At 65.8% G+C, this 26,988-nt stretch carries 20 protein-coding genes; 15 read left to right on the top strand and 5 right to left on the bottom strand.

Annotation, left to right across the window (positions count from 1 at the left end):
- Positions 1–409 precede the first annotated feature (409 nt).
- The 3 genes from AC0IYS_RS03860 to recA form a co-directional block, all read right to left on the bottom strand.
- Positions 410–2,023 carry a phosphoethanolamine transferase gene (locus AC0IYS_RS03860; RefSeq protein ID WP_471703936.1) on the bottom strand — a complete coding sequence of 538 codons (1,614 nt, stop codon included), beginning with the start codon at positions 2,021–2,023 and terminating at the stop codon, positions 410–412.
- Between the two features lie 71 nt (positions 2,024–2,094).
- On the bottom strand, positions 2,095–2,553 hold the full coding sequence (gene recX / locus AC0IYS_RS03855) for a recombination regulator RecX (RefSeq protein ID WP_471703935.1): 459 nt from the start codon (positions 2,551–2,553) through the stop codon (positions 2,095–2,097).
- A 75-nt stretch (positions 2,554–2,628) separates the two neighbouring features.
- The gene (recA, locus tag AC0IYS_RS03850) at positions 2,629–3,738 is read right to left on the bottom strand and encodes a recombinase RecA (RefSeq protein WP_471703934.1); all 1,110 of its coding nucleotides are present in this window, start codon (positions 3,736–3,738) and stop codon (positions 2,629–2,631) included.
- Positions 3,739–3,912: 174 nt separating this feature from the next.
- Between recA and AC0IYS_RS03845 the strand changes: the two genes are divergently transcribed.
- The 10 genes from AC0IYS_RS03845 to AC0IYS_RS03800 all read left to right on the top strand — a co-directional run bounded on the left by AC0IYS_RS03845 (position 3,913) and on the right by AC0IYS_RS03800 (position 17,617).
- Entirely contained in the window at positions 3,913–4,629 is a 717-nt protein-coding gene (locus AC0IYS_RS03845) for a response regulator (protein ID WP_471703933.1), read from the top strand.
- Entirely contained in the window at positions 4,626–6,179 is a 1,554-nt protein-coding gene (locus AC0IYS_RS03840) for a sensor histidine kinase N-terminal domain-containing protein (protein ID WP_471703932.1), read from the top strand. Before AC0IYS_RS03845 ends, AC0IYS_RS03840 begins: the two co-directional genes overlap by 4 nt.
- Entirely contained in the window at positions 6,172–6,474 is a 303-nt protein-coding gene (locus tag AC0IYS_RS03835; RefSeq protein WP_471703931.1) for a DUF4212 domain-containing protein, read from the top strand. The genes AC0IYS_RS03840 and AC0IYS_RS03835 overlap by 8 nt, the downstream gene beginning before the upstream one ends.
- On the top strand, positions 6,471–8,534 hold the full coding sequence (locus AC0IYS_RS03830) for a sodium:solute symporter family protein (protein WP_471703930.1): 2,064 nt from the start codon (positions 6,471–6,473) through the stop codon (positions 8,532–8,534). Before AC0IYS_RS03835 ends, AC0IYS_RS03830 begins: the two co-directional genes overlap by 4 nt.
- A gap of 85 nt (positions 8,535–8,619) precedes the next feature.
- Complete coding sequence (locus tag AC0IYS_RS03825; protein WP_471703929.1) at positions 8,620–10,683, top strand: alpha/beta hydrolase family protein; 2,064 nt, start codon at positions 8,620–8,622, stop codon at positions 10,681–10,683.
- An 88-nt stretch (positions 10,684–10,771) separates the two neighbouring features.
- Positions 10,772–12,829: an alpha/beta hydrolase family protein gene (locus AC0IYS_RS03820; RefSeq protein WP_471703928.1), complete on the top strand. Its 2,058-nt coding sequence runs from the start codon at positions 10,772–10,774 to the stop codon at positions 12,827–12,829.
- Positions 12,830–12,882: 53 nt separating this feature from the next.
- On the top strand, positions 12,883–14,904 hold the full coding sequence (locus tag AC0IYS_RS03815) for a S9 family peptidase (protein WP_471703927.1): 2,022 nt from the start codon (positions 12,883–12,885) through the stop codon (positions 14,902–14,904).
- 61 nt (positions 14,905–14,965) lie between these two features.
- Entirely contained in the window at positions 14,966–16,180 is a 1,215-nt protein-coding gene (locus AC0IYS_RS03810; protein ID WP_471703926.1) for a 6-phosphofructokinase, read from the top strand.
- 16 nt (positions 16,181–16,196) lie between these two features.
- The gene (locus tag AC0IYS_RS03805) at positions 16,197–16,877 is read left to right on the top strand and encodes a purine nucleoside phosphorylase YfiH/LACC1 family protein (protein WP_471703925.1); all 681 of its coding nucleotides are present in this window, start codon (positions 16,197–16,199) and stop codon (positions 16,875–16,877) included.
- A 14-nt stretch (positions 16,878–16,891) separates the two neighbouring features.
- Positions 16,892–17,617, top strand: coding sequence for a hypothetical protein (locus AC0IYS_RS03800; RefSeq protein ID WP_471703924.1), 726 nt, complete (start codon positions 16,892–16,894; stop codon positions 17,615–17,617).
- Positions 17,618–17,827: 210 nt separating this feature from the next.
- Here the strand turns inward: AC0IYS_RS03800 and purM are convergent, their stop codons facing one another.
- Complete coding sequence (gene purM, locus AC0IYS_RS03795; RefSeq protein ID WP_463452888.1) at positions 17,828–18,871, bottom strand: phosphoribosylformylglycinamidine cyclo-ligase; 1,044 nt, start codon at positions 18,869–18,871, stop codon at positions 17,828–17,830.
- Positions 18,872–19,229: 358 nt separating this feature from the next.
- On the opposite strand from purM, the gene hda reads away from it, so the two are divergent.
- The 5 genes from hda to panB all read left to right on the top strand — a co-directional run bounded on the left by hda (position 19,230) and on the right by panB (position 23,486).
- Entirely contained in the window at positions 19,230–19,916 is a 687-nt protein-coding gene (hda, locus tag AC0IYS_RS03790; protein ID WP_315219311.1) for a DnaA regulatory inactivator Hda, read from the top strand.
- A 10-nt stretch (positions 19,917–19,926) separates the two neighbouring features.
- Complete coding sequence (locus tag AC0IYS_RS03785; RefSeq protein ID WP_471703923.1) at positions 19,927–20,598, top strand: histidinol-phosphatase; 672 nt, start codon at positions 19,927–19,929, stop codon at positions 20,596–20,598.
- The gene (gene pcnB / locus AC0IYS_RS03780) at positions 20,591–22,009 is read left to right on the top strand and encodes a polynucleotide adenylyltransferase PcnB (RefSeq protein ID WP_471703922.1); all 1,419 of its coding nucleotides are present in this window, start codon (positions 20,591–20,593) and stop codon (positions 22,007–22,009) included. The genes AC0IYS_RS03785 and pcnB overlap by 8 nt, the downstream gene beginning before the upstream one ends.
- A 15-nt stretch (positions 22,010–22,024) precedes the next feature.
- Positions 22,025–22,540: a 2-amino-4-hydroxy-6-hydroxymethyldihydropteridine diphosphokinase gene (gene folK / locus AC0IYS_RS03775; RefSeq protein WP_471703921.1), complete on the top strand. Its 516-nt coding sequence runs from the start codon at positions 22,025–22,027 to the stop codon at positions 22,538–22,540.
- A 67-nt stretch (positions 22,541–22,607) separates the two neighbouring features.
- Positions 22,608–23,486, top strand: coding sequence for a 3-methyl-2-oxobutanoate hydroxymethyltransferase (gene panB, locus AC0IYS_RS03770; RefSeq protein ID WP_471703920.1), 879 nt, complete (start codon positions 22,608–22,610; stop codon positions 23,484–23,486).
- On the opposite strand, the gene AC0IYS_RS03765 is transcribed toward panB, so the two are convergent.
- Positions 23,446–26,814 (bottom strand): DEAD/DEAH box helicase, encoded by a 3,369-nt coding sequence (locus AC0IYS_RS03765; protein ID WP_471703919.1) that lies wholly within the window; start codon positions 26,812–26,814, stop codon positions 23,446–23,448. The two genes, panB and AC0IYS_RS03765, sit on opposite strands and share 41 nt — an antisense overlap.
- Between the last annotated feature and the right edge of the window lie 174 nt (positions 26,815–26,988).

Here is a 26,988-nt window from a genome sequence, read left to right as displayed (position 1 = left end):
TAAAACCGGCCCGTGCGACGGCGTCGTGACGCGGTGCGGGGCAATGTTTTGGAATTGGGGGGTGTGGCGACGATCAGGGGGGTGCTGCCAGCGCGAAGGCCGGAGGTGAAACAGGCGTCAATCTTCCATAGGCAACCGGTATGCGGATATGCTGGGACGACCGTGCGGAACGCACGACAGTGAACTGGTAGTGACAGTGACATAAGAATTACCGCTCTCGCGGCATGAGTTAGTTAGCAGCCTTGCGCATTTCTCTTATCGAAAATGCACGTTGCCGTAGCTTCTACGGACAACCACCGCACCCACGGTGCTGCAAAAACCCTAAAAGTGTAGCACACCCCAGCCCGACTTGCGACGTGCCTGATGCCAACTCGTCATAAAACTGCGCGGCTTTGTTGCGCCGCGGAAGTTATTTGAGGCTTTCGTACGGCGTGGTCGACACGGCGTCGATCATGACGTCGCGGGGGCGCTCTATATATGAGGGGGATGCGAAGCTGTGGCTGGCGTCATTGCCGTCCCAACCGACCGCGCCAATGTCCAGCAAGGTCGGAAACATGGCGGCATGGCTGATCTTCTTTTCAGCGTTGGCCCGCAGCGCTTGCTCGACGGCCGGATGGGCGGCCCGGTATGGTGGGTTCATCCAGACAAGCAAGGGGACGTGCGTATCGTGACGGGTCGGGCCGGTCTGGGCGTGCATGAAGAGGTGGCGCCGGTCGTCGAACAAGTTTTCGCCATGGTCGGAGGTGTACACCATCACGGCCGGGCGCGACTCGGCGCGCAGCACGTCGATCACGCGCGCGAGGAAACGGTCGGTCTCGACCACCGTGTTGTCGTAGGAGTTGATGGCGGCTGTCTTGTCGGCCGGCAGCGGCGCGTCGATGCCGAGCTCGCGCAGCGTCGGCCGGTAGACGCGCGAGGCGGCGCCGTAGCGCTCCTCGTATGGAATGTGGCTGCCGATCATATGCAGCACGACGAACTGGCGCGGTCCGGCCTGGCGGACGAAGGACGTCATCAGCGGCAGCAGGTTGGCGTCCGTGCGCAGATGGAAGTCCTGGGCGTTGACGGCGTGCTCGACGACGTCGGCGCCACGGCTGAACGGCGTCGGCTCCTGATTGGACAGCCAGGCCGTGCGGAAGCCGGCTTCGCTGAAGGTTTGCAGGACGCTGGCGCGTTGCTTGCCCGCAGTGCCGGCCGGCAGCGAGACGATGGCGGGCATTGCGTGGTCGGTCCAGTTGGCGGTGGAGGCGACGTCCGGGAACGTCAGCAGTTCCGGTCCGAGCGCGGCCAGTTGCGGTGTGGTGTTGCGGACGTAGCCGTTGATGCCGAGGTGGTCGGCGCGCAGGCTTTCGCCGATGACCAGCACGACCAGCAGCGGTTGCGGCTCCGCCCCAGTGGCCGGGCGGCCGTGGACGCTGGCGAATTCTTTGGCGCTGGCGTGGTTTTGGTGGCGCGCCAGTCGGGACAGCGACATCGCCAGGCCGCTGGGGAAGGCCAGGTTGAGTGTGGATTGTTCCAGCAGCGGGGGCAGCTTGAGCTGCTGGGGTAGCGCCAGCCGGGCGACCATGGCAATGCTGACACAGGCCAGCACGACGGCCAGCAGGCGTTTGCGGGTCGGCATGCCGAGTTGCCATTGGCGCTTGAGGCTGAGGGCCAGCAGTACGTAGGCCAGCAGGCTGAGCGGCACGAGCCAGACGCGCCAGCCAAACGAGGCGAGCACTTGCATGCTGGTGGCGGGGCTGGTGTGCAGGGCCGACGCCAATATGGCGTCGCCCGGGACGCTGCTGTAGAAGTACGTCAGATAAGTGTATGGCAAGACCAGCAGCGCCAGCGGGGCCCAGAGCAGGAAGTAGAGGCGTACACGCGGTATCAGCGCCAGCGGAAGGGCTAGCACAAGGAGGGAAAACGCCAGCAACGCGAAGATGTCGGCGGCGCTTTGCGGTTGATCCGTTGTCAGCACCGCCAGCGTTGGCAGCCAGAGCCACGCCGCCAGCGTCAGTGCCTTGGCCATATCGCGTCGGGTCATGGCGGTGGATTTCTTGGGAGAAAAATCCATTTTACCCGGTTGCCAGCGGCCCGCAATGGGCCGTCGACAACTTACATTTCCTCGTCGAGATCGACGCCTTTCATCGCGGCTTGCACGGCGCGTTGGGAAAAACCGCGCAGCATCAGAAAACGCATCTGTTTGTTGCGCTCCTTCGGGTCGGTGGCGACGACACCGAACTTGCGCTCCCACACTTCGCAGGCGCGCGCCGTTTCGCTGTCGGCCAGGCCGGCTTTGAGTTCCTGCAACGCTTCGCCTTTGACGCCGTGGCTTTGTAATTCCGCCACGATCCGGCTGTTGCCGAAGCGCGCGGAGCGCCGGTGGATCAGCGATTCCGAAAACCGCTCCTGCGACAGCCAGTTGTTTTTTTCCAGCAGGTCGAGCAGCGCTTCGATGTCGTCGCCCTCCTCCGCGTACTTGGACAGCTTGCGGCCCAGCTCCAGCCGGCTGTGCTCGCGCATCGACAGGAACCGTAGCGCGCGTCCCTTCAGGCTAAGTTGAGGTGCGGCCATAAAACCCTCTGCACAATGAGAAAAACCACCGGCCATGGGAATGGCGCGGTGGCTGCGATTCGGACTACGGGCAAATTACGCCGCGTCGGCCTTGTCGCCTTTGTCCGCTTTATCGACCGACTTCAGCTTGACGACGCTCTCGGCCTTGTCGGCTGCCAGCGGCGGCAAAGTGCGCACGCCCAGCGATTCACGGACCTTGTTTTCGATTTCCCACGCCAGCGCCGGACGCTCCTGCAGGAAGATACGGGCGTTGTCCTTGCCCTGGCCGACGCGCTCGCCGTTGTAGCTGTACCACGAACCGGACTTCTCGACGATCTTCGCTTCCACGCCCAGGTCCAGGATCTCGCCTTCGCGCGAGGTGCCGGCGCCGTACAGGATGTCGAAGTGCGCTTCCTTGAACGGTGGCGCGATCTTGTTCTTGACGACCTTGACCTTGGTTTCGTTACCGATCACCTCGTCGCCCGATTTGATCGAGCCGGTGCGGCGGATGTCCAGGCGCACGGAGGCGTAGAACTTCAACGCGTTACCGCCGGTGGTGGTTTCCGGCGAACCGAACATGACACCGATCTTCATACGGATCTGGTTGATGAAGATGACCAGCGTATTGGTGCGGTTGATCGAGCCGGTCAGCTTGCGCAGCGCTTGCGACATCAGACGGGCTTGCAGGCCCGGCAGCGAATCGCCCATGTCGCCTTCGATCTCGGCGCGTGGCGTCAGCGCGGCCACGGAGTCGATGACGACCAGGTCGACCGAGCCCGAACGCACCAGCGCGTCGCAGATTTCCAGCGCTTGCTCGCCGGTGTCCGGCTGCGAGATCAGCAGTTCATGCAGGTTGACGCCCAATTTTTGGGCATAGCCGACGTCCAGCGCGTGTTCCGCGTCGATGAACGCGCAGGTGCCGCCCAATTTTTGCATTTCCGCGATGGTTTGCAGTGTCAGCGTGGTTTTACCGGACGACTCGGGACCGTAGATTTCCACCACGCGGCCGCGCGGCAAGCCGCCGACGCCCAGCGCGATGTCCAGGCCCAGCGAGCCGGTCGACACCACTTGCACGTCCTCGATCGGCGCGTTGGCGTCCATGCGCATGACGGAGCCTTTGCCGAATTGCTTTTCAATCTGTGCCAGCGCGGCGGCCAGCGCCTTGGCTTTTTCAGATGCGGGAATTACAGCTTTTTTGTCGTCCATAATGTGCTTTCAACCAGTGGGTGGTGGGACAATTCGTCGGTTCAGGCAGTACTGTATAAAAAAACAGTTATCAATGCAAGCGGATTTCTACAGAATCGGCGAAATCGTACAAAAACTCGCCACCTTGCGGGAAATGAAACACAATACAAACTTCTGTAGCCGGAGTGTTCTGACATGCGTATTTTACTAGCCGAAGATGACAGCGTGCTGGCCGACGGGCTGACGCGCTCGCTGCGCCAGTCCGGCTACGCCATCGATTGCGTGCGCAACGGCCAGGAGGCCGACACCGCCCTCTCCACCCAGGAATTCGATCTGCTGATCCTGGACCTGGGCCTGCCCAAGCTGTCCGGGCTGGAGGTGCTGCGCCGGCTGCGCGCGCGCGCGTCGCTGCTGCCGGTGCTGATTTTGACGGCGGCCGACTCGATCGAGCAGCGGGTCAACGGCCTCGACCTGGGCGCCGACGATTACATGGCCAAGCCGTTCGCGCTGTCCGAGCTGGAGGCGCGGGTGCGCGCGCTCACGCGCCGGGGCGCCGGCGGCGGCGCCACCGTCATCAAGCACGGGCCGCTGTCGTACGATCAGGTCGGCCGCAGCGCCTATATCAACGACCAGATGCTGGACCTGTCGGCGCGCGAGCTGGGCCTGCTGGAAATCCTGCTGGCGCGCACCGGCCGCCTGGTGTCGAAAGAACAACTGGTCGACCACCTGTGCGAATGGGGCGAGGAAGTGAGCAACAACGCCATCGAGGTCTATGTGCACCGGCTGCGCAAGAAGATCGAGGTGGGCGGCGTGCGCATCGCCACCGTGCGCGGGCTGGGCTATTGCCTGGAGAAATATTCCGAAGCGGCCCGCGCCAGCGCCAACGCCGACGTCGGCGACGCCGTCAAGTGAACCGCCTGCCGGCGCCCGGGCACTTGCCCGAGCCATTCAAGGACGCGCAGGAGGACGGCCCGGAATACCAGCCGCCCGCCGCCGAGGCCGACGAGGGCATGCAAAATTCCCTGTTCGGCGAAATCCTCGACTGGATGCTGGCGCCGCTGCTGCTGCTGTGGCCGATGAGCATCGCCATCACCTACCTGGTCGCCAAGTCGATCGCCAACCAGCCGTTCGACCATGCGCTGGAGGACAGCGTGACGGTGCTGGCGCAGCAGGTACGCTCGGTCGACGGCAAGATCATTAAAAGCCTGTCCGGCTCGGCGCGCGACATCCTGCGCGCCGACGACGTCGACAATGTGTATTTCCAGATCCACGGCCCGCGCGGCGAGCACATCGACGGCGACCGCGACCTGCCTGCGCCGCAGCTGGAAGAGGACGAGCGCTACCGCGCCGGCAGCGTGCGCTTCCGCAACGACAGCATGCACGGCACGCCGGTGCGCGTGGCCTATTCCTATGTGCGGCTGGAAAGGGTCGGCGACGACGCGCCGCAGCTGGCGCTGGTGCAGGTGGCCGAGACGCTGGAAAAGCGCGGCCAGCTGGCCAACGAGATCATCAAGGGCGTGATCCTGCCGCAGTTCATCATCCTGCCGATCGTGCTGGCCTTGGTCTGGTTCGCGCTGGCGCGCGGCCTGTCGCCGCTGGCGCAGTTGCAGGAGCGCATACGCGCGCGCGGTTCGGACGACCTGAGCCCCATCGAATCGAGCGACGTGCCGGAGGAGATTTCCCCGCTGGTGCGCTCGCTCAACGAAATGCTGGCGCGGCTGTCGCTGTCGATCGAGATGCAAAAACGCTTCATCGCCGACGCCGCGCACCAGATGCGCACGCCGCTGGCGGGCATGCGCATGCAGTCGGAGCTGGCGCTGCGCCAGACCGACGGCGGCGAGATCCACCGCTCGCTGGAACAGCTGGCCAAGAGCTCGCAGGCGGCCACGCGCCTGGTCAACCAGCTGCTGGCCCTGGCGCGCGCCGAAAACCAGCCGCAAACCGGCACCGCGATGCTGCCGCTGGAACTGTCCGAACTGGCGCGCGGCGTGGTACAGGATTGGGTGCAGGCTTCGTTCTCGCACCGCATCGACCTGGGCTACGAGGCGCCGGACGAACCGGTGCAGATCGTCGGCGATCCGACCATGCTGCGCGAGCTGCTGTCCAACCTGATCGACAACGCGCTGCGCTACACGCCGGCCGGCGGCAGCGTGACGGTGCGGGTGCGCGGCCACCACGGCGAGCCCGGTTACCTGGAAGTCGAGGACACCGGGCCCGGCATCGCCAAGGCCGAGCGCGAGCGGGTGTTCGAGCGCTTCTACCGCATCCTCGGCCACACCGCCGAGGGCAGCGGCTTGGGGCTGGCGATCGTGCGCGAAATCGCCCAGCAGCACGGCGCCGAGGTCGACATCTACAGCAATCCGCGCGCCCTGCAACCGAAGCTGCCGGGCTGCCTGTTCCGGGTCGGCTTCCCGCCGCCGCCACCGCCGGAAGAAGAAAGCGAGCCGCCGCATTATGGATGACGCCAAAGTCCCGCCCGCCACGCCGCTGACGCGCCAACAGCACTGGCGCAAGACCCGCGCCATGACCGGCTGGTTGCTGCTGCTGTGGCTGCTCACCGGCTTCTGCGTCGCCTTCTTCGCGCGCGAGTTGACCGGGCTGAGCGTGTTCGGCTGGCCGCTGTCGTTCTACCTGGCCGCGCAGGGCGCGTCGCTGGTGTCGCTGGCCATCCTGGCGTTCTACGCCTGGCGCATGCGCCGCCTGGACCGGGCCGCCGCGGCAGTCAAGCCCTCGGCCATGAAGGAGCCACCCGTTTGAAAGAACCCGGCACCTTCTTCCGGCGCCTGAGCCGCTACTACCTGCTGTTCACGCTCGGCTTCGTCTTCTTCCTGATTTCGCTGGCCGTGCTGGAGCAGGAAGGCATGCCGCGCGTGTGGATCGGCTACCTGTTCATGTTCGCCACCATCGTGCTGTACGCCACGCTCGGCGTGCTCAGCCGCACCTCCAACGTGCTGGAATATTACGTCGCCGGACGCCGCGTGCCCGCCATGTTCAACGGCATGGCCACCGCCGCCGACTGGATCTCGGCCGCCAGCTTCATCAGCCTGGCCGGCGGCCTGTATCTGCACGGCTTCGACGGCCTGGCCTACATCATGGGCTGGACCGGCGGCTATTGCCTGGTGGCGCTGCTGATCGCGCCCTACCTGCGCAAGTTCAGCCAGTACACCATCCCCGACTTCCTGGCCGCGCGCTACGGCGGCGCCAGCGACGAAAACCGCGGCGGCCGCGCCGTGCGCATCATCGCCGTCGCCGCCACCATCATCGTCTCGTTCACCTACGTGGTGGCGCAGATCTACGCGGTGGGACTGATCGCCTCGCGCTTCACCGGCGTCGACTTCTCGGTCGGCATCTTCCTTGGCCTGGCCAGCATCCTGGTGTGCTCCTTCCTGGGCGGCATGCGCGCCATCACCTGGACCCAGGTGGCGCAGTACATCATCATCCTGGTCGCCTTCCTGATACCGGCCATCTGGCTGTCGGCCAAGCACAGCGACAACCCGATTCCGCAGGTGGCCTACGGCAAGCTGCTGCCGCAACTGAGCGCGCGCGAAGCGGTGCTTCAAAACGATCCGAAAGAGGCCGAGGTGCGCGCCATCTTCCGCCAGCGCGCCGACGACTACCAGTTGCGCCTCAACACCCTGCCGTCGTCGTGGGAGGCGGGACGGCTGCAAATGCAGCGCAAGCTCGACGAGGTCAAGCTGCGCAACGCCTCGCTGCTGGAGATCCGCAACGCCGAGCGCGCGCTGATCGCCTATCCGAAAGACGCCGACGAGGCCGCCCGCATGTGGTCGGACGCGCGCACCCAGAACCTGGCCCGCGCCGAGCCGATCACCCCGCACGCCACGCCCTACCCCGGCGATCCGGCCACCTCCGACATCAAGCGCAACAACTTCCTGGCGCTGGTGTTCTGCCTGATGCTGGGCACGGCCGCCTTGCCGCATATCCTGATGCGCTCGTACACCACGCCGTCGGTGCACGACACGCGCGTGTCGGTATTCTGGACCCTGTTCTTCATCCTGCTGATCTACCTGACCATTCCGGCGCTGGCGGTGCTGGTCAAGTACGACATCTACAGCGCGCTGGTCGGCAGCGACTTCGCCCACTTGCCCAACTGGGTCTCGTACTGGAGCAATGTCGACAAGGTCAATCCGCTGTTCAGCATCAGCGACATCAACCGCGACGGCGTGGTGCAGCTGGCCGAGATCACCATCGACGCCGACGTGCTGGTGCTGGCCACGCCCGAGATCGCCGGCCTGCCGTACGTGATCTCCGGCCTGGTGGCGGCCGGCGGGCTGGCGGCGGCGCTGTCGACCGCCGACGGCCTGCTGCTGGCGATTTCCAACGCGCTGTCGCACGACATCTATTACAAGATCGTCGACCGCACCGCCTCCACGCAAAAGCGCGTGACGATCTCCAAGTTGCTGCTGCTGGGGGTGGCCTTCATCGCCGCCTACGCCGCCTCGACCAAGCCCGGCGACATCATCTCGCTGGTGGGCGCGGCGTTCTCGCTGGCCGGCTCGGCGATGTTCCCGGCGCTGGCGCTGGGCGTGTTCTGGAAACGCGCCAACTACCAGGGCGCCGTGGCCGGCATGATCGCCGGCTTCGCCGTCTGCCTTTACTATATGTTGCACACCAATCCGGTGCTCGGGGGCAGCGCGGCCGGCCAGTGGTTCCACATCGCGCCGATCTCGGCCGGCATCTTCGGCGTGCCGGCCGGCCTGCTGACGATGGTGGCCGTCAGCCTGATGACGCCGGCGCCGGACCCCGAGACCGCCGCGCTGGTCGATTACATCCGCGCGGCCGAACGCACGAATATGTAACGTTACATTTCGGGCATCACCGCATGTGGCGGATTTGATAACTTGGTGGTACCCTCGGGCAGTTATCCTACTTTCATACCATCCCATGAGACTCAAGCAATTGCTCGCCCATTCCGCACTGCTCGCCCTCGCCGTCCTGACCGTGCCACGGGTGGCAGCGGCGGCCGAGGCCGGCCAACCCGCCGCCCCGGCGCCGGCCACCACCGCCGCGCGTCCGCCGATCGCCGATTTCTTCAGCAATCCCGAGTTCAGCGGCGCGCTGCTCTCGCCCAGCGGCAAATACCTGGCCGTGCGCCTGGGCAAAAAGGACATGCGCGACGCGCTGGCCGTCATCACGCTGAGCGACAACAGCGTCAAGGGCGTGGGTAATTTCAGCGACGCCGACATCGGCAGCTTCGACTGGGTCAACGACGAGCGGCTGGTGTTCACCGCCACCGACCGCAGCGTCGGCCAGGGCGACGCGCGCTACGCCCCCGGCCTGTACGCGGTCAACCGCGACGGCAGCAAGTTCATGCAACTGGCCAGCCGCGCCGGCAAGCCGTTCATCACGGCGGGCGGCGCCACCGCCATCCGCAGCCGCGAGCTGCTGCCGTGGAATACGTACTTGCTGGGCCAGCCGACGCCGCAGGATTCCGAATTCGTCTACGTGACCAAACCGGCGATACAGCCGACCCGGCAAATCGATTATGTCGAGCTGCAGCGCCTCAACACGCTCACCGGCCGCTACACCTCGTTCAAACGCCCGGGCGACAGCATGTCCTGGCTGCTGGACCTGAACGGCGAGCCGCGCCTGACCACCACCAGCGAGAAAGGCGTCAGCACGATCTACCACCGCGATCCGGCCAAGGACCCCGAGTGGCACAAGCTCGTCAGCTTCAACAGCTTCACCGGCGGCAAGGGCGCGTTCACCCCGCTCACCTTCGGCCCGGACGGCACGCTGTATGTGACCAGCAGCGCCGGCCTGGACAAGTCGGCCGTCTACACCTTCGATTTCGCCGCCAACAAAATCGCCGACAAGCCGCTGATCGTGCTCGACGGTTACGATTTCAACGGCCACCTCATCTTCGCCAACAACAAGCTGATCGGCGTGCGGCGCCTCACCGATGCCTGGGACACGACCTGGCTCGACGACGGCATGAAGGCGATGCAGGCCAAGATCGACCAGATGCTGCCGAACACCATCAACCTGCTGACCCTGCCGACCAAGCCGGAGTCGCCGTGGGTGCTGGTGGAATCGTATTCGGACCTGTTCCCGTCGCGCACGATGCTCTACAACAGCGACACCAAAAAACTGAACCTGATCGGCGGCCTCTTCCCGCAAATCGATCCGGCGCGGATGGCGCAGCAGTCGCTGGTCCACTACAAGGCGCGTGACGGGCTTGTCATTCCCGCGTGGCTGACGATGCCGCGCGGCGCCGCCAAGAACCTGCCGCTGGTGGTGCTGGTGCATGGCGGCCCATACGTGCGCGGCGGCAGCTGGGGCTGGGACGCGGACGCCCAGTTCCTGGCCTCGCGCGGCTACGCGGTGCTGGAGCCGGAATACCGCGGCAGCACCGGCTACGGCAAGCGGCTGTTCCGCGCCGGCTGGAAGCAATGGGGCCTGAAAATGCAGGACGACATCGCCGACGGCGCGCGCTGGGCCATCGCCCAGGGCACCGCCGACGCCAAGCGCATCTGCATTGCCGGGGCCAGCTACGGCGGCTACGCCACGTTGATGGGCCTGGTCAACGATCCCGACCTGTACAAATGCGGCATCGACTGGGCCGGCGTGACCGACATCAACCTGCTGTACGACGGCCAATGGAACTTCAGCTCCGACATGCAGGACGCGTGGAAACAATACGGCATGCCGGCGCTGGTGGGCGACCAGGTCAAGGACGCCGAGCAATTGAAGGCGACATCGCCGTTGCTGCAGGCGTCGCGCATCAAGCAGCCGCTGCTGCTGGCCTACGGCGGCGCCGACGTGCGCGTGCCGCTGCCGCACGGAACCCGGTTCTACAAGGCCGTCAAGGAAGGCAATCCCAACGTCGAATGGATCGAATACGAGGAAGAAGGCCACGGCTGGGCGCTGCCGAAAAACCGCATCGACTTCTGGGGACGGGTGGAGAAATTCCTCGACAAAAATATCGGCCAGGGCGCCGTGCCGTAGGCGGCCAACAACAGCATCGAGGAGGAATGTGGCGGATTTGACAACTTGGTGGTATTGTTCCAGACCTCCAACATTTCACGAGCGCCCCATGCGATTTCACCAGCTGTTCGTCCGCGCCACACTGGCGGCGGCGACCGCGTTCATTGCCCAAGCCCCGACCGCCCGCGCGGCCGACGCGCCGGCGGTGACCGCCGGGGCCAAGGAAGCGCCGCCGCCGATCGCCGCCTTCTATGACAGTCCCCAGTTCAGCGGCGCGCTGCTCTCGCCCAGCGGCAAATACCTGGCCGTACGCGTGGCCGGCAAGGAGAGCCGCGATCGCCTGGGCGTGGTCACGCTGAGCGACTCCAGCGTCAAGGTGGTGGGCTCCTTCACCGACGCCGACATCGGGTCCTTCCAATGGGTCAACGACGAGCGGCTGGTATTCACCGCCACCGACCGCAGCGTCGGCCAGGGCGACAGACGCTACGCGCCGGGGCTGTTCGCGATCGACCGCGACGGCGGCAAGCTGCTGCAACTGGTGAGCCGCAGCGGCAAACCGTTCGTCAACAGCGGCGCCTCGGGCATCCGCAGCCGCGAACTGCTGCCATGGAATACCTATCTGCTCGGCCAAAGGAACGCCCAGAATTCCGACGACATCTACGTCACCTATCGCGCCGCCACCAAGCAGGGCCAGGTCGACTATGTGGACCTGCAACGCCTCAATACGACGACCGGCCGCTATACCTCGTTCACCCGTCCCGGCAACAGCATCAGCTGGCTGCTCGACCACAACGGCGAACCGCGCCTGACCACCACGCTCGAGGGCAGGATCAGCACCATTTATTACCGCGACCCGGCCAGGGACGACGCATGGCGCAAGCTCGTCAGCTACGACGCCTACACCGGCGGCGAGGGGGCCTTCAGCCCGCTGGCCTTCGGGCCGGACGGCACCTTGTACGTCATCAGCAACGCCGGCCAGGACAAGACGGCCGTGTACACCTTCGACTTCGCCACCAACAAGATTTCCGACCAGCCGGTGGTGCGGCTGGCGGACTACGACTTCAGCGGCAGCCTTCTGTTCGGCAAGGGCAAGCTGCTCGGCGTGCGCCGCCTGACCGACGCGCGCGACACCGACTGGTTCGACGACGACATGAAGGCGATGCAGGCCAGGATCAACCAAATGCTGCCCAACACCGTCAACCTGTTGGTGCTGCCGGCGCGGCCGGAATCGCCGTGGGTGATGGTGACGGCCTATTCGGATCAGTTCCCGGCGCGCACGATGATCTACAACAGCGACACCCAAAAACTGAGCCTGCTCGGCAACAGCCATCCGCAGATCGAGCCGGAACGGATGGGCCGGCGAACACTGGTGCGCTACAAGGCGCGCGACGGGCTGGAGATCCCCGCCTGGCTGACCCTGCCCAAGGGCGGCGGCAAGAACCTGCCGCTGGTGGTGCTGGTCCACGGCGGCCCCCACGTGCGCGGCGGCAGCTGGGGCTGGGATGCGAACACCCAGTTCCTGGCCTCGCGCGGCTATGCGGTGCTGGAACCGGAATTTCGCGGCAGCACCGGCTTCGGCAACAAGCACTTCCGCGCCGGCTGGAAGCAGTGGGGCTTGAAGATGCAGGACGACATCGCCGACGGCGCGCGCTGGGCGATCGCCGAAGGCACTGCCGACGCCAGGCGCATCTGCATCGCCGGCGCCAGCTACGGCGGCTACGCAACCTTGATGGGCCTGATCAACGACCCCGACCTGTACAAGTGCGGCGTCAACTGGATCGGCGTGACCGACATCAACCTGCTGTACGACGGCCACTGGAACTTCAGCTCCGACATGCCCGACGGCTGGAAACAGTATGGCATGCCGGATCTGGTCGGCGACCAGGTCAAGGACGCCGAGCAACTCAAGGCCACCTCGCCGCTGCTGCAGGCGGCGCGCATCAAGCAGCCGCTGCTGCTGGCCTACGGCGGCGCCGACCGCCGCGTGCCGCTGCCGCACGGCACCAAGTTCCACCAGGCCGTCAAAGCCGGCAACCCCAACGTCGAGTGGATCGAGTACGAGGAGGAAGGCCACGGCTGGGCACTGCCGAAAAACCGCATCGATTTCTGGGGACGGGTGGAGAAATTCCTGGACAAAAATATCGGACCCAACACGGCCAACCCCTGAGCGTCAACGCCGCTCGCCAATCCAAAACACCAGAACAGCTAACCATAATAACGATGAGACTCAACCAGTTCCTCTTGCGCACCGCCCTGGCGGTTGCCACCATCTTCGCCGCCCACGGCTCCGCGGTCCAGGCCGCCGACGCCCCGGCCACGGCCGCCACCGCGGCGCGACCGCCAATCGCCAGCTTCTTCGCCAATCCATCCTTCAACGGCGCCATGCTGTCGCCCAACGGACGGTATCTGGCCGCCTTCACCGGCGCCAAAGGACGGCGCGACGGCCTGGCGGTGGTCGATCTCGGCGACATGAGCGCGCGCATGGTGGCCCAGTTCTCCGACACCGATATCGGCCATGCGCGCTGGGTCAACAACGAGCGTCTGATGTTCAGCACCACCGACAAGGCCAGCGGCCAGCGCGACCTGCGCTTCGGCCCCGGCCTGTTCGCGGTCAACCGCGACGGCAAGGGTTTTCGCCAGCTGGCCAAGCGCAACTCGCCGTTCGTCACCGACGGCAGCGGCAACGAAATGCTGCCGTGGCATACCTTCATGCTCGACCAGGACGGGCCGCAGACCGGCGAGGACGTCTACGTCAGCGACGCCGGCATCGTCAATCCCGGCATCCTGGTCTCGCTCGACCTGCTGCGCCTGAACACCCGCACCGGCGGCGCCCATTCGGTCGACCATCCGGGCGTGGCGCGCTCGTGGCTGCTCGACCAGAACGGCGAACCGCGCCTGGTCGAAACCTTGGACAAGAACATCCGCTCGATCCGCTACCTGGACCCCGCCACCCGGCAATGGCGCGTGCTGGCAAGCTTCGACGCCTACGTCGGCGGCGACAACGAATTCGCTCCGCTCGCCTTCGGCCCCGACGGCGCGCTCTACGTCACCAGCAACCATGGTGGCGACCGCAGCGCCCTGTACCGCTACGACCTGGCCAACAACAAGTTGGGCGAGTCGCTGGTGGTCCTGGATGGCTTCGATTTCCGGGGCCATCTGATCATCAGCAACAACAAGCTGCTCGGCGTGCGGGTGCATGCCGACGCGCTCGGCACGGCGTGGTTCGATCCGGCCATGAAGGCGCTGCAGCAGACCGTCGACGCCAAGCTGCCCGGCACCATCAACCTGATCACGCCCGCGCGCCGGCCGGAAACGCCGTGGGTGCTGGTGGAATCGTTCTCGGACCAGCAACCGTCGCGTTTTCTGATCTTTAATACCGAGACCAAACGCATGAGCGAGGTCGGCACCGTCGCCCCCGACATCAAGCCGGCCGAGATGGGCACGCGCGAGCAGGTGCGCTACGCCGCGCGCGACGGCCTCGAGATCCCGGCATGGCTGACGCTGCCGCCCGGCGGCCCGCACAAGCATTTGCCGATGGTGGTGCTGGTGCACGGCGGCCCCTTCGTGCGTGGCGGCAGCTGGAACTGGAACGCCGACGCCCAGTTCCTGGCCTCGCGCGGTTACGCGGTGCTGGAGCCGGAGTTTCGCGGCAGCACCGGCTACGGCGAAAAACATTTCCGCGCCGGCTGGAAGCAATGGGGCTTGAAGATGCAGGACGACATCGCCGACGGCACCCGCTGGGCCATCGCCCAGGGCACCGCCGACGCCGGGCGCATCTGCATCGCCGGCGCCAGCTACGGCGGCTACGCCACGTTGATGGGCCTGATCAACGATCCCGACCTGTACAAATGCGGCATCGACTGGGTGGGCGTGACCGACATCGGCCTGATGTACGATGCCGGCTGGCGCTACAGCTCGGACATCTCCGACGACTGGAAGCAGTACGGCATGCCGCAGCTGGTCGGCGACCGGGTCAAGGACGCGGCGCAACTCAAGGCCACCTCGCCGCTGGAGCAGGCGGCCCGCATCAAGCAGCCCTTGCTGCTGGCCTACGGCGGCGCCGACCTGCGCGTGCCGCTGGTGCACGGCGTGAAGTTCTACGACGCCGTCAAGCGCACCAACCCGCACGTCGAGTGGGTCGAATACGCGGAGGAAGGCCACGGCTGGGCGCTGCCGAAAAACCGCATCGATTTTTGGGGACGGGTTGAAAAGTTTCTGGATAAAAACATCGGTGGCAAGTAAAAATTTCGCTGTATAGTCACGGCTCAGTCTTATCCACGATATCCACGATAAGGAGCGGAACATGTCTTCAGGCAAAATCCTGGTCGCCCAGGGCGGCGGCCCGACCGCCGTCATCAACCAGTCGCTGGCCGGCGTGGTGCTGGAGGCGCGCCGCTTCCGCGACGTCACCCGCGTCTATGGCGCCATGCACGGCGTGCGCGGCATCGTCGACGAGGACTTCGTCGACCTCACGCGCGAGACCAGCAACAACCTGGAACTGGTGGCGGCCACGCCATCGTCGGCGCTCGGCTCCACCCGCGACAAGCCTGACCTGGCGTACTGCGAAGAAATCTTCAAAGTGATGCGCGCGCATGAGATCGAGCAGTTCTACTACATCGGCGGCAACGACTCATCCGACACGGTGCGCATCGTCAGCGAGCAGGCGCAGCAGGCGGGCTATCCGCTGCGCTGCATGCACATCCCCAAGACCATCGACAACGACCTGGTCGGCAACGACCACACGCCCGGCTTCCCGTCGGCCGCGCGCTTTGTCGCGCAAGCCTTCGCCGGCGCCAACCTCGACAACGCCGCGCTGCCGGGCGTGTATGTCGGCGTGGTGATGGGCCGGCACGCCGGCTTCCTGACGGCCGCCTCGGCGCTGGGCAAGAAGTTTTCCGACGACGGCCCGCACCTGATCTACCTGCCCGAGCGCGTGTTCTCGCTCGACCAGTTCCTGCTCGACGTCAAAGCCGTGTACGAGCGCCACGGCCGCTGCGTGATCGCCGTCTCCGAAGGCATCCACGACGCCTCCGGCGAAGCGATCGCCAGCCTGCTGGCCAAGGAAGTCGAACGCGACGCGCACGGCAACGTCCAGCTATCGGGCACCGGCGCGCTGGCCGACCTGCTGTGCGACGAGATCAAGGCCAAGCTCGGCATCAAGCGCGTGCGCGGCGACACCTTCGGCTATCTGCAACGCTCGTTCATCGGCTGCGTGTCCGACGTCGACCAGCGCGAGGCGCGCGAGGTGGCCGAAAAGGCCGTGCAATTCGCCATGTGGGGCGACCGCGACGGCTCGGTCGCCATCAAGCGCACCGGCTTTTACTCGGTCGACTACGAACTGCAGGCGCTGCAAGCGGTGGCCGGCAAGACGCGCGTCATGGAGGACGAGTTCATCAGCGCCAGCGGCACCGATGTGACCGACGCCTTCCGCATGTATCTTCGTCCGCTGCTCGGCTCGGGCATGCCGGACGCCTTCCGCCTGCGCCCGGCGCCGGTGCAGAAAATCCTCAAACGCTAGATAGATACAGGTATCGATGGTTATCAGGAGCACGGTTTTAGAGTCGGTGGCGTCGGTCGTGCACGGCTTCGGCGGGCGGCACGACGACATGGCGCAGCACTTTCCGCAGTACTGGGCGCGGCGTCCGATGCAGCACGAGCGGCACGGCACGCACATCGCCGTCGCCGACCGCGCGCACCAGGACTGCGGCGAGGCCGACGGCATGTTCACCGAGCGTCCGGGCCTGCTGCTGGCCATCGCCACCGCCGACTGCGTGCCCGTATTATTGGCGCGCAAGGACGGCAAGGCGGTCGCCGCGCTGCACGTCGGCTGGCGCGGCGCCTACGCCGGCATCATCGCGCGCTTTGCCGACATGCTGGCCGCGCGCGGCGAACATCCCGGCGACTGGCTGGCCGCGACCGGACCGGCGGCCGGCGACTGCTGCTATCAAGTCTCGCCGGAACTGATCGCGCAGTTCGGCGAGCGCTACGCCATGCCGGCGCGGGTCATCGCGTCGGAAGCGGGCAACCTGAACCTGGCCGGCATCGCCGCCTGGCAACTGGAGCGCGCCGGCTTCACCAATTTCTCCGCCGCGCCGGAATGCACGATGTGCCATCCCGGCGACGCCGGCTTCGCCTTTCACAGCTACCGGCGCGACCGCGAAACGCGCACGCCGATCAAGGACGTCCAATGGTCAGTCATCGCCATCTCTCAATAATCCCGGCTTCAGCGTTGTCGCTCGCCATCGGCGCCGCGATGCCGGGCGCGTCGGCCGCCAGCCTGGACCTGACCTTGCAGGATCAGGCGCGGCAGCGCGCGATTCCGATCGAACTGTCGCTGCCGGCCGCGCCATGCACCAAGGCGCCCTGCCCGGTGGCCCTGCTCAGCGCCGGCTACGGCAACGGCTACAAGGAGTATCGCTTCCTGGTCGAGGAGCTGAACCGGGCCGGGTGGCTGGTGGTCAGCGTCGACCACCAATTGCCGACCGACGCCAAGCTCGACAGAAACGAGGATGTCGCACCGCAACTGAAAACCATGCGGCGCCGTGGCGTCGCCAACCTGCGCTTCGTGCAGGATAGTCTGAGCAAATCGCACCCCGGCTACGACTGGCGGCACGTGACGTTGATCGGCCACTCGCTGGGTGGCGACATCTCGGCCGAGCGCGCCAGCGAAGGCGACCCCACGATCACCCGCGTGGTCACCCTGGACAACCGGCGCGGCGCGCTGCCGCGCACGGCGGCGGTCAAGGTGCTCTCGATCCGCGCCAGCGACACGCAGGCCGACCCAGGCGTGCTACCGGACGCGCAAGAGCAAAAACAATACGGCACCTGCATCGTCAAGCCTCCCGGCGCCAGGCACAACGACATGTACGACGGCGGCCCCGCCGAGCTCAAGGCGGCGATCGCCAAGGCCACGCAAGCGTTCCTCGTCAAAGGCGCGTGCGAAGCCGGCCCATAACCAAAAGCAACTCCGGGGTCAGGTCCACCATTTCTACACGGGCGGGTCGGTATGGGTCGTTGGCGGCTCACGCATGGCGGATTACGCTTCGCTAATCCGCCCTACGTGTCACTGCGGTCTGCATGCGGAACTTATTTTTGCTCAGTTCAATAAAAAAAGCGGACGACGCGTTGGCGTGGTCCGCTTTCTTTTTCGCACGTAAACCTTGGCTTACACGACGATGGTCTGGTGCTCGTCGCCGACGCGGGCGCGGATCTTGCCGATGGTGTAGACGATCTCGCCGGCCTCTTCCAGCTGCTCGATGGCGGCGGCGGCATTTTCCTGCGAGACGATGACCGTCATGCCGATGCCGCAGTTAAATACGCGGTGCATCTCGGCGTCAGCCACGCCGCCATGCTGCTGCAGCCACGTGAACAGCGGTGGCAGGGTCCACGATTTCGAGTCCAGCTCGGCCACCAGGCCAGGCTGCAGCACGCGCGGAATGTTTTCAACCAGGCCGCCGCCGGTGATGTGCACCATGCCTTTGACTTCCATCGAGGCCATCAGCGCCAGCAGCGGCTTGACGTAGATGCGGGTCGGCTGCATCAGCACGTCGGCCAGTTTGCGGCCATGGAAGTCGCCTTCCAGGTCCGGCTTGGCCACTTCGATGATCTTGCGCACCAGCGAATACCCGTTCGAGTGCACGCCCGACGAGGCCAGGCCCAGGATGACGTCGCCCGGGGCGATCTTGGTGCCGTCGATGATTTTCGATTTTTCCACCGCGCCGACCGCGAAACCGGCCAGGTCGTACTCGCCGGCCGGATACATGCTCGGCATTTCCGCCGTTTCGCCGCCGATCAGCGCGCAACCGGCCTGCTCGCAACCCTGGGCGATGCCCTTGATGACGTCGGTGGCGATGGCCACATCGAGCTTGCCGCAAGCAAAGTAATCCAGGAAGAACAGCGGCTCGGCGCCCTGCACCAGGATGTCGTTGACGCTCATGGCGACCAGGTCGATGCCGACCGTGTCATGACGGTTGAGCTCGAACGCCAGCTTGAGCTTGGTGCCGACGCCGTCGGTGCCGGACACCAGCACCGGCTCCTTGTACTTCTTGCTGATCTCGAACATGGCGCCGAAACCGCCCAGGCCGCCCATGACACCCTCGCGCATGGTGCGCTTGGCGAAAGGCTTGATTGCTTCGACTAAAGCGTCGCCCGCGTCGATATCGACGCCGGCATCACGGTAGGACAGGGAAACATTTGAAGTTTGGCTCATGGTGTATTTCGCAGCGGAGGCGGTAAAATAGAAGGCGGAGACCGTTTCGTAGCAAAATCGCACGTTTTCAGCGCTTTTCTGCACAAATCCGCGCAAATAAGCCTGCGCGAACCCGGTCAATCCGCTATTTTATCAAAATGCCCCGTCCACCTGCCGTTTTTAACCATCTAAATCACATTCCATGCCATTTCCCCTCGCGCTAGAGCACAAGCACACGGCATTCTGGCTGGCGGCACGGGCGACCCATCCCCTTGGCATTTCGGCACCACGACCCACGGCGCCCCTCTATAATGCGTGACGTATTTAAAAAAAGCGTCAAGAAAAGCGTTATGCAAACGATCAAACCAAGGCGAACGCCATGAAACAGCTGGTGCTCGATTTAGGCGCGGACCAGGCGCACAGCCTCGCATCGTTCGAGGTGGGGCAGAACGCCGAGGCGGCGGCGCTGATGGCGCAATTCGCCGATCGAAGCTCGCGCGAGCACTTCGCCTACCTGTGGGGCCTGGGCGGCGTGGGCAAGACCCACCTGCTCAAGGCCCTGGCCAGCGCCGGCGGCGAGGACGAGCAGCGGCGCGCGCGCTACATCTCGCCGTTTTCGATCGAGTCCGAATTCCAGTATTCGCCCGAGGTGGACCTGTACCTGCTCGACGACTGCGAAAAACTGTCGCCGGTGGCGCAGATCGACGCCTTCGCGCTGTTTAACGAAATCCGCGCCAACAACGCCTTCATGGTGTGCAGCGGCGCCGTCGCCCCGGCCGTGCTGCCGGTGCGCGAGGACCTGCGCACCCGCATGGGCTGGGGCCTGATCTACCAGATCCACGGCCTGACCGACGACGAGAAGGTGGCCGCGCTGTCGGCCGCCGCCACCGCCCGCGGCTTGACGCTGTCGCCCGGCGTGATACCCTACCTGCTGTCCCATTTTCAGCGCGACATGCGATCGTTATCGACGATGCTCGACTCGCTGGACCAGTATTCCCTTGAAACCCAACGCCCGATCACCCTGCCGCTGTTGCGCGAGTGGTTGCAGGCGGAAGCGAAAGAATGACGAATCCCGCATGAAGCTTGCCCTCTTTGACCTTGACCACACGCTGCTGCCGATCGACTCCGACCACGAGTGGGGCGAGTTTTTAGTGCGCATCGGCGCCGTGGACGCGGCCACCTTCAAGCACCGCAACGACGATTTCTACGCGCAGTACCAGGCCGGCACGATCGACCCGGTCGAATACCTGGAGTTCGCGCTCGGCACCCTGGCCGGCTTTTCGCCGGTGCGGCTGGCCGAGATGCGGCTGCAGTTCATGAACGAGGTGATCGCGCCGGCGATCCGCCCGGCCGCGCTGGCGCTGCTGAAAAAACACCAGGACGCCGGCGACCTGGTGGCCATCGTCACGGCCACCAACCACTTCGTGACCGCGCCGATCGCCAAGGCGCTGGGCGTGGAGCACCTGATCGCGGCCATGCCGGAACTCGACGCCGACGGCGTCATGACCGGCCGCCTGCTTGGCACGCCGACCCAGGGCGCCGGCAAGATCGTCCACACCAAGGCCTGGCTGGAAAAGATGGGCAAGACCCTGGAGGACTTCGACACCGTGTACTTCTACAGCGACTCGCACAACGACCTGCCGCTGATGTCGATCGTCTCGCACCCGATCGCGACCAACCCGAACGCCACCCTGAAAACGCACGCCACCGCTCAAGGCTGGGCTTTAATTGAACTATTCAATGATTAAGAAACTGATCCGAAAAATCCTCGGCACCAAAGACAAAACCGCCAAGGCCCGCGACACCAACACGCCCGTGATCCTCGGCCCCGACGCCCACGGCATCGATCCGAAGCTGCTGTCGTCGAACGCGGTGCGCGTCACCAGCACCTTGCAGGAAGCCGGCTTCGAGGCCTTCGTCGTCGGCGGCGCGGTGCGCGACCTGCTGCTGGGCGTGAAGCCGAAAGACTTCGACATCGCCACCAACGCCACGCCGGAGCAGGTGCGCAAGCTGTTCCGCCGCGCCTTCATCATCGGCAAACGCTTCCAGATCGTGCACGTGATGTTCGGCCAGGACCTGCTGGAGGTGACCACCTTCCGCGGCACCACGCTGGACAACGCGCCCAAGGACGACCATGGCCGCGTCCTGCGCGACAACACCTTCGGCTCGCAGGCGGAGGACGCGGTGCGGCGCGACTTCACCATCAACGCCATGTACTACAACCCGGCCAACCAGCAGGTGCTGGACTACCACGGCGGCATCGAGGATATCCGCGCCAAGACCTTGCGCATCATCGGCCAACCGGAGGCGCGCTACCGCGAAGACCCGGTGCGCATGCTGCGCGTGGTGCGCTTCGCCGCCAAGCTCAAATTCACCATCGAGCCGGTCACCGCCGCGCCGATTCCGGTGATGGCGTCGCTGATCGACAACGTGCCGCCGGCGCGCGTGTTCGACGAGATGCTCAAGCTCCTCATGAGCGGCCACGCGCTGGCCTGCCTGCAGCAATTGCGCAAGGAAGGCCTGCACCATGGCCTGCTGCCGCTGCTCGACGTGGTGCTGGAACAGCCGCTGGGCTTCAAGTTCGTCACGTTGGCGCTGGACTCGACCGACTCGCGCATCGCCGCCGGCAAGACGGTGTCGCCGGGCTTCCTGTTCGCGTCCCTGCTGTGGCACCAGGTCCTGGAAAAATGGACCGCCTACCGCGCGGCCGGCGAGCAGACCATCCCGGCGCTGCACCTGGCGGCCGACGACGTGCTCGACTCGCAGACCGAGAAGCTGGCCCTGCAGCGCAAGATCGGCACCGACATGCGCGACATCTGGTCGATGCAGCCGCGCTTCGAGCGCCGCACCGGCAAGTCGCCCTACAAACTGCTGGAGCACCTGCGCTTCCGCGCCGGCTACGACTTCCTGCTGCTGCGCTGCGCCTCCGGCGAGATCGACGCGGAGCTGGGCGAATGGTGGACCGCCTTCTACGAGGGCGACGAAGCCACCCGCGAGGATTTGATCGCGACGGCCGGCCAGTCATCGTCGTCCGGCCCCGGCGGCGCGGCGAGCAAACGCAAACGCGCGCCGCGTCGCGGCGGCCGTAGCAAAGGCCCTGCGGAGGCGGCCGAAGGCGGCGCGTCCGGCGGCGGCGGCACTGGCGGCAGCGGCGAGTAAACCGTCCACGCAACCATGGGCATCATCGGCAAAAAGGATGAAGGCGGCTTCGCCTTCACCATCGCCTACATCGGCATCGGCGCCAACCTCGGCGACGCGCGCGCCAACGTCGCCGACGCCCTCGAGCGCCTGCAACGCCTGCCCGGCTGCACCCTGATGGCCACATCGAGCCTGTACCGCACCGCGCCGATCGACTCCAGTGGCGACGACTACATCAACGCCGTCGCCCGCATCGCCACCACCCTGGACGCCGAGGCGCTATTGCGGGCGCTGCACGACATCGAACAGGCGCACGGGCGCGAACGCCCCTACCGCAACGCCCCGCGCACCCTGGACCTGGACCTGCTGCTGTACGGCGACGCCGTCATCGCCAGCCCCACATTGACGGTGCCGCATCCGCGCATGACCGAACGCGCCTTCGTGCTGGTGCCGCTGCTGGAACTGGCGCCGGCGATCCATATTCCCGGACGCGGCCCGGCGCGCGACTACGCGGCCGGCGTCGCCGGCCAGGGCATCGCCCCGGCCACCTGACCTTCTGCACGCGATAGCATTCAGGACTACACTATCGCGGTCCGACTTCATCTCTAAAGGAACCACCATGTCTGGTTATTTGCAAGGAAACGAACTGGCCGCGAGCCAAAAGCCCGCCGCCACCACCTCACCTGCACCGGCCAAAGCGGCCGCCACCAAGGCTGTCACCGTCCACACGCTGGCCAACCTGCGTTCGACGGGCGAAAAAATCTCCATGCTGACCTGTTACGACGCCAGCTTCGCCTCGCTGATGGACCGCTGCGGCGTCGAGATGCTGCTGATCGGCGACTCGCTCGGCATGGTCTGCAACGGCCACCAGTCGACGTTGCCGGTGACGGTTGCCGAAGTGGCGTACCACACGGCGTCCGTCGCGCGCGGCAGCAAGTCGGCGCTGATCGTCGCCGACTTGCCGTTCGGCGCCTACGGCACGCCGGAAACGGCCTACGCCAACTCGGTGCAGCTGATGCAGGCCGGCGCGCACATGGTCAAGCTGGAAGGGGGCGCATGGCTGGCCGACACGGTGCGCTTCCTGACCGAGCGCGGAATCCCGGTCTGCGCGCACCTGGGCCTGACGCCGCAATCGGTGCACCAGCTGGGCGGCTACAAGGTGCAGGGCAAGACCACCGACAGCGCCGACCTGCTCAAGGCCGACGCATTGAAACTGCAGGCGGCAGGCGCCTCGGTGCTGGTGCTCGAAGCGATACCGTCGGCGCTGGGCAAGGAAGTCACCGACCTGCTGGCGATACCGACGATCGGCATCGGTGCGGGGCCGGACTGCTCCGGCCAGGTGCTGGTGATGCATGATTTGCTGGGCGTCTTCCCGGGCCGCAAAGCGCGCTTCGTCAAGAACTTCATGGAAGGGCAAACCAGCATCGACGCCGCCATCAGCGCGTATGTCGCGGCGGTCAAGGATGGCAGCTTCCCGGCGCTGGAGCACTGCTTCTAAGCGGAGCCGTGGCCTGCGGGGCGCGTGGGATCGCCACCGCCCCCACGCCGGCCATGAAGTCGGCGGCGCCGACCATCGGTAACTCCCCGCACACGGCGCCGAAGAAAGCCTTTTCGCGCCATACATCGGCCGCGCCAACCATGTAGAAGTACTGCTGCGCGCGCGTCAGCGCCACGTTGAGCAAATTCGCCTTGGATGCCGCCCACTGCGCCGACCCGGCATGTTCGGGGTCCACTCCCAACACCATCACCACCACCGCCTGCTCCTTGCCCTGGAAGGTGTGCACCGTTCCGACGCTGGTCTTGCACCACTTCTTCAACGCTGCGGGCTTCGGCGGCTTGTCCGGCCAGTCGACTTCCTGCAAGCGCTTGCGCACCGCGTCCCTGACCGCCTTGAACGGAGAGATCACGTATAGCGCCGGCAGCGCGCCGCTGCGCCGGTACAACTCCACGATCAAGCCGGCGACAAACTCGATCTGCGCCGGCACCACCTGCTTGAACGCGGCCGGGCCGCCGATATCGATCCAGGCGCTTTCCCCCATTGGAATCTCCAGCGGCGCCGGGGTGCGCCGCGACTCCTCGATCACCATCTTGCCGCCATATGCGATCAGGTTCGCCAGCTTGAACATCGGATCGGCGCAGCGCCTGTGCACCCGCAGCGGACTGCCGATCCACAGTCCGGGACCACCCTCCTCCGGCGCCAGCGTACCGTGGCGGTTGGCGTCGTCGGCCAGCCGCTGCACCGAGACCTTGTCCGGCGCATAAGCCTCGCCGGCGGTGTGCGGCGAGCGCCTGGACAGCGCCCGGATCAGCGCCAGCGGAACCGTGAACACCGGCTCGATCTGGCGCGGATCGCCAACCACCACCGCGCGGCGCGCGCGCCACAAGCCGCCCACCGCCGCCTGCGGAACCGCCTGGCCCGCCTCGTCGATGAACAGCCAGCCGATCGAACCAGCCCCCATGCCGCGGAACTGCCGCGCCAGCGAGGCGAACGTGGTCGATACCACCGGCACCACCATGAACAGGCTTTGCCAGATCAAGGCGACGTTGGCGTCATCGTCCGGACGAATATTCGTCAACAGGCGCGGGATCGCGAACAGGTTGCCCCCGAATCCGCCGTCCTTGCGCCCCACCTCCGCCAGCCAGGCCTCGTGCAGCGCCAGCGCGGCGGCAAAGAGCGCCGAGCGCAAACCGGCGACCGCCGGGTCGTGCCACAGTCCCTTGATTTGAAAACCGTCGCATTCCAGCTCCTCGGCGCACGCCGGCAACTCGAAACCGTAGCGCTCCTGCATCGACGCCAGGCGATGCTTCCGCTCCTCCCAGATCCGCAAGCGCTCCGACAGGGCGTCGCGCGCCGCTTGCACGGCGCCGGCCGCCCGCGTTGCGGCATCGGCGCATGCCGCCTGCTCCGCCCTGGCCGCGCTCACCTGCGCCAGCACCTCGCGCTGGGCGGCAGCGTTGGCGGCGCATTCGCGGCGGTGCAGTTGCGCCGCCGGCAGCTGCAGCCAGCGTGACCAGAACACGGGCGACTGCCGGTCCAGCAAGCGCTCCTCCTCGCGCAAATGCTCCTGCCGCTCTAACAGCGCTTGCAGCCGGCGCCCGGCTTCGGCTTCGTCGGCTGCAGCCCGCGCGGCACCCGACGTGGCCGATGCCAGCGCGGCCTCCGCGTCCGCGCAGAACTGCCCACGATCCACGCCCAGCTGCTCACGCCACAGATCGGCGCATTGCGCCAGCCGCGCCACCTCGCCCTCGACGCGGGCTTCCAACTCGCGAAACGCGGAAGCGGCCTGCCGGAACGACGGTCCTTTGTAGGCCGCCAACCACTGGTGGATGTTCTGGCAGCGCGGGTCTGGTTGAACCTTCTCGTTCCAGTTCTTATCGTAGAATTTGGAGACAAAATGCCGGCGATTGGCGCTGTTTCCCAACGCGCAGGAGATCAGGCCCCACGGCGCGATCTCCTGCGATGGATGGAAATAGCCCTTCTTGTCTTCCGCCGCGAGGCGGTAGGCCACCGAGCGCAGATACTCGACATGGCGCCAATCTTCGCCAAGGGATTTGAGCTTGGGCAGATCGCTCGATATGTTTTCGACAGCGGCGTTGTTGGACGAGGCGACCACCATTTCAAACCCGGTCAGCTCCGGCTTCAGGCAGGCGATCCACGTCGAATCGCCGTTGCGGAAATGGACCTGGGTTTTACGCGGCAAGAAGGCGTCCTTCGCCACCTCGCAGCGTGACAACACCGCCGCGCGGCGGACGATATTTTCAGCGAACAGCTCGCGCAGCAACGTGGTCTTGCCCGTGCCGGGCGGGCCGTTGACGGCGAACAGGCCGCCGTCGAGCAGCGCCTGGAGTCCGGTGTTGATCGCAAACTGCTGCATCAGGCTCATACTGTGCGCCGGTTGGCTTAGCCAGTGCCCGCGATTGGCAAGCGCGGGATGCAATTGCCGCAGCAGCGCGGCGCGGCCTTCCGGCGTATAGACGTCGATGCGGCGATCGTGCGCCAGCGGCTCCAGATACGCCGCCAGCATCGGCACCTCATCCTCGCGCAGCGACCGCATCGCGCGCTCAAGGTCTTCGATGTAAAAGCTGTTGAGGATATCGATCACCGGTTCGTCGGCGACCGCGTCATCGTCGTCAGAGGCGTCCTCCGTCACTTCGCCGATGGCCTCATCGCTCCCAGGCTTCTCTTTCGGCTTCGGCCCGATGCGCACTTCGAGCAGCAGCGGTTGCGCGGCGGCGGGCGAAAACCCGGCCCAGTCGGCAAACAGCGCGCACAGGCGCGCCATGTCGATCCCGCTCAACGGCGCGCCCAAGGCACGCTCGGCGTCGAAGTCCGCCAGACGGTCCTTCAGCTCGCACAGCGACAAATTGAAGGCGTCCAGCGTCAGGCCATCGGTCCCGTGCGACGCCATGCGCCCGAGGGCCCACGGCACCGTCGACACCGACAACGGAGCGAACATCGGTTCGCCCCCCGCCCCCAACGCCACCCGGGCGAAGCAGGTGCGTCCCTCGCTGAGGCCGCGTTGCTCGTCCTCGTCCGCTTCCGCCGCCGACAGCGCGGGCAAGGCCCGCTTGCACACCGTGGCGATCTCGGCGCGATCGAACAGCCCGAGATACAGCTGAAAGCCGGTGACGCGCATCGTTGGCGGCGCCTCGAAGCGGGCGAAGTAATCCGCCGGCAGGCTCGCGAGTTGCTCGGGACGGATAAAACGCAACCTCGACTTGTCTTCAACGTCGGTGACTTGATCCAGATCAAACGGAACAAAGAATTCGATCGTATGCCAGTAATCAAGAATGTCGATCAACTTTTGCCGCGATGATTGAGTCATGGAAATCCTTGAATGCGCCGCACGGTATTGAAACAGTATCGCAGCGGGAACTCTCGGTCAACCGCCACGGCAGTGTGGCATGCCGCACAGAGAGGATGTCACGGCAGAGCTAGTCTGGGTGAGGCGGCCGCCCCATTCCGGCGTCGGCCTCCTTTGTAATCCGCTACGAGGAGT

Source organism: Duganella sp. AC237 (assembly GCF_979254035.1).
Note: the sequence above shows the minus strand (reverse complement) of the source record. Positions and strands in the feature narration are given on the sequence as shown.

Coding starts and splice junctions, on each gene's coding strand:
- AC0IYS_RS03835 (WP_471703931.1), top strand. CDS start 6,172: ATGGATGACGCCAAAGTCCCGCCCGCCACGCCGCTGACGCGCCAACAG.
- AC0IYS_RS03815 (WP_471703927.1), top strand. CDS start 12,883: ATGAGACTCAACCAGTTCCTCTTGCGCACCGCCCTGGCGGTTGCCACC.
- panB (WP_471703920.1), top strand. CDS start 22,608: ATGTCTGGTTATTTGCAAGGAAACGAACTGGCCGCGAGCCAAAAGCCC.
- recA (WP_471703934.1), bottom strand. CDS start 3,738: ATGGACGACAAAAAAGCTGTAATTCCCGCATCTGAAAAAGCCAAGGCG.
- AC0IYS_RS03860 (WP_471703936.1), bottom strand. CDS start 2,023: ATGACCCGACGCGATATGGCCAAGGCACTGACGCTGGCGGCGTGGCTC.
- AC0IYS_RS03825 (WP_471703929.1), top strand. CDS start 8,620: ATGAGACTCAAGCAATTGCTCGCCCATTCCGCACTGCTCGCCCTCGCC.
- AC0IYS_RS03845 (WP_471703933.1), top strand. CDS start 3,913: ATGCGTATTTTACTAGCCGAAGATGACAGCGTGCTGGCCGACGGGCTG.
- pcnB (WP_471703922.1), top strand. CDS start 20,591: ATGATTAAGAAACTGATCCGAAAAATCCTCGGCACCAAAGACAAAACC.
- AC0IYS_RS03785 (WP_471703923.1), top strand. CDS start 19,927: ATGAAGCTTGCCCTCTTTGACCTTGACCACACGCTGCTGCCGATCGAC.
- purM (WP_463452888.1), bottom strand. CDS start 18,871: ATGAGCCAAACTTCAAATGTTTCCCTGTCCTACCGTGATGCCGGCGTC.
- folK (WP_471703921.1), top strand. CDS start 22,025: ATGGGCATCATCGGCAAAAAGGATGAAGGCGGCTTCGCCTTCACCATC.
- hda (WP_315219311.1), top strand. CDS start 19,230: ATGAAACAGCTGGTGCTCGATTTAGGCGCGGACCAGGCGCACAGCCTC.
- AC0IYS_RS03805 (WP_471703925.1), top strand. CDS start 16,197: ATGGTTATCAGGAGCACGGTTTTAGAGTCGGTGGCGTCGGTCGTGCAC.
- AC0IYS_RS03810 (WP_471703926.1), top strand. CDS start 14,966: ATGTCTTCAGGCAAAATCCTGGTCGCCCAGGGCGGCGGCCCGACCGCC.
- AC0IYS_RS03765 (WP_471703919.1), bottom strand. CDS start 26,814: ATGACTCAATCATCGCGGCAAAAGTTGATCGACATTCTTGATTACTGG.
- AC0IYS_RS03820 (WP_471703928.1), top strand. CDS start 10,772: ATGCGATTTCACCAGCTGTTCGTCCGCGCCACACTGGCGGCGGCGACC.
- recX (WP_471703935.1), bottom strand. CDS start 2,553: ATGGCCGCACCTCAACTTAGCCTGAAGGGACGCGCGCTACGGTTCCTG.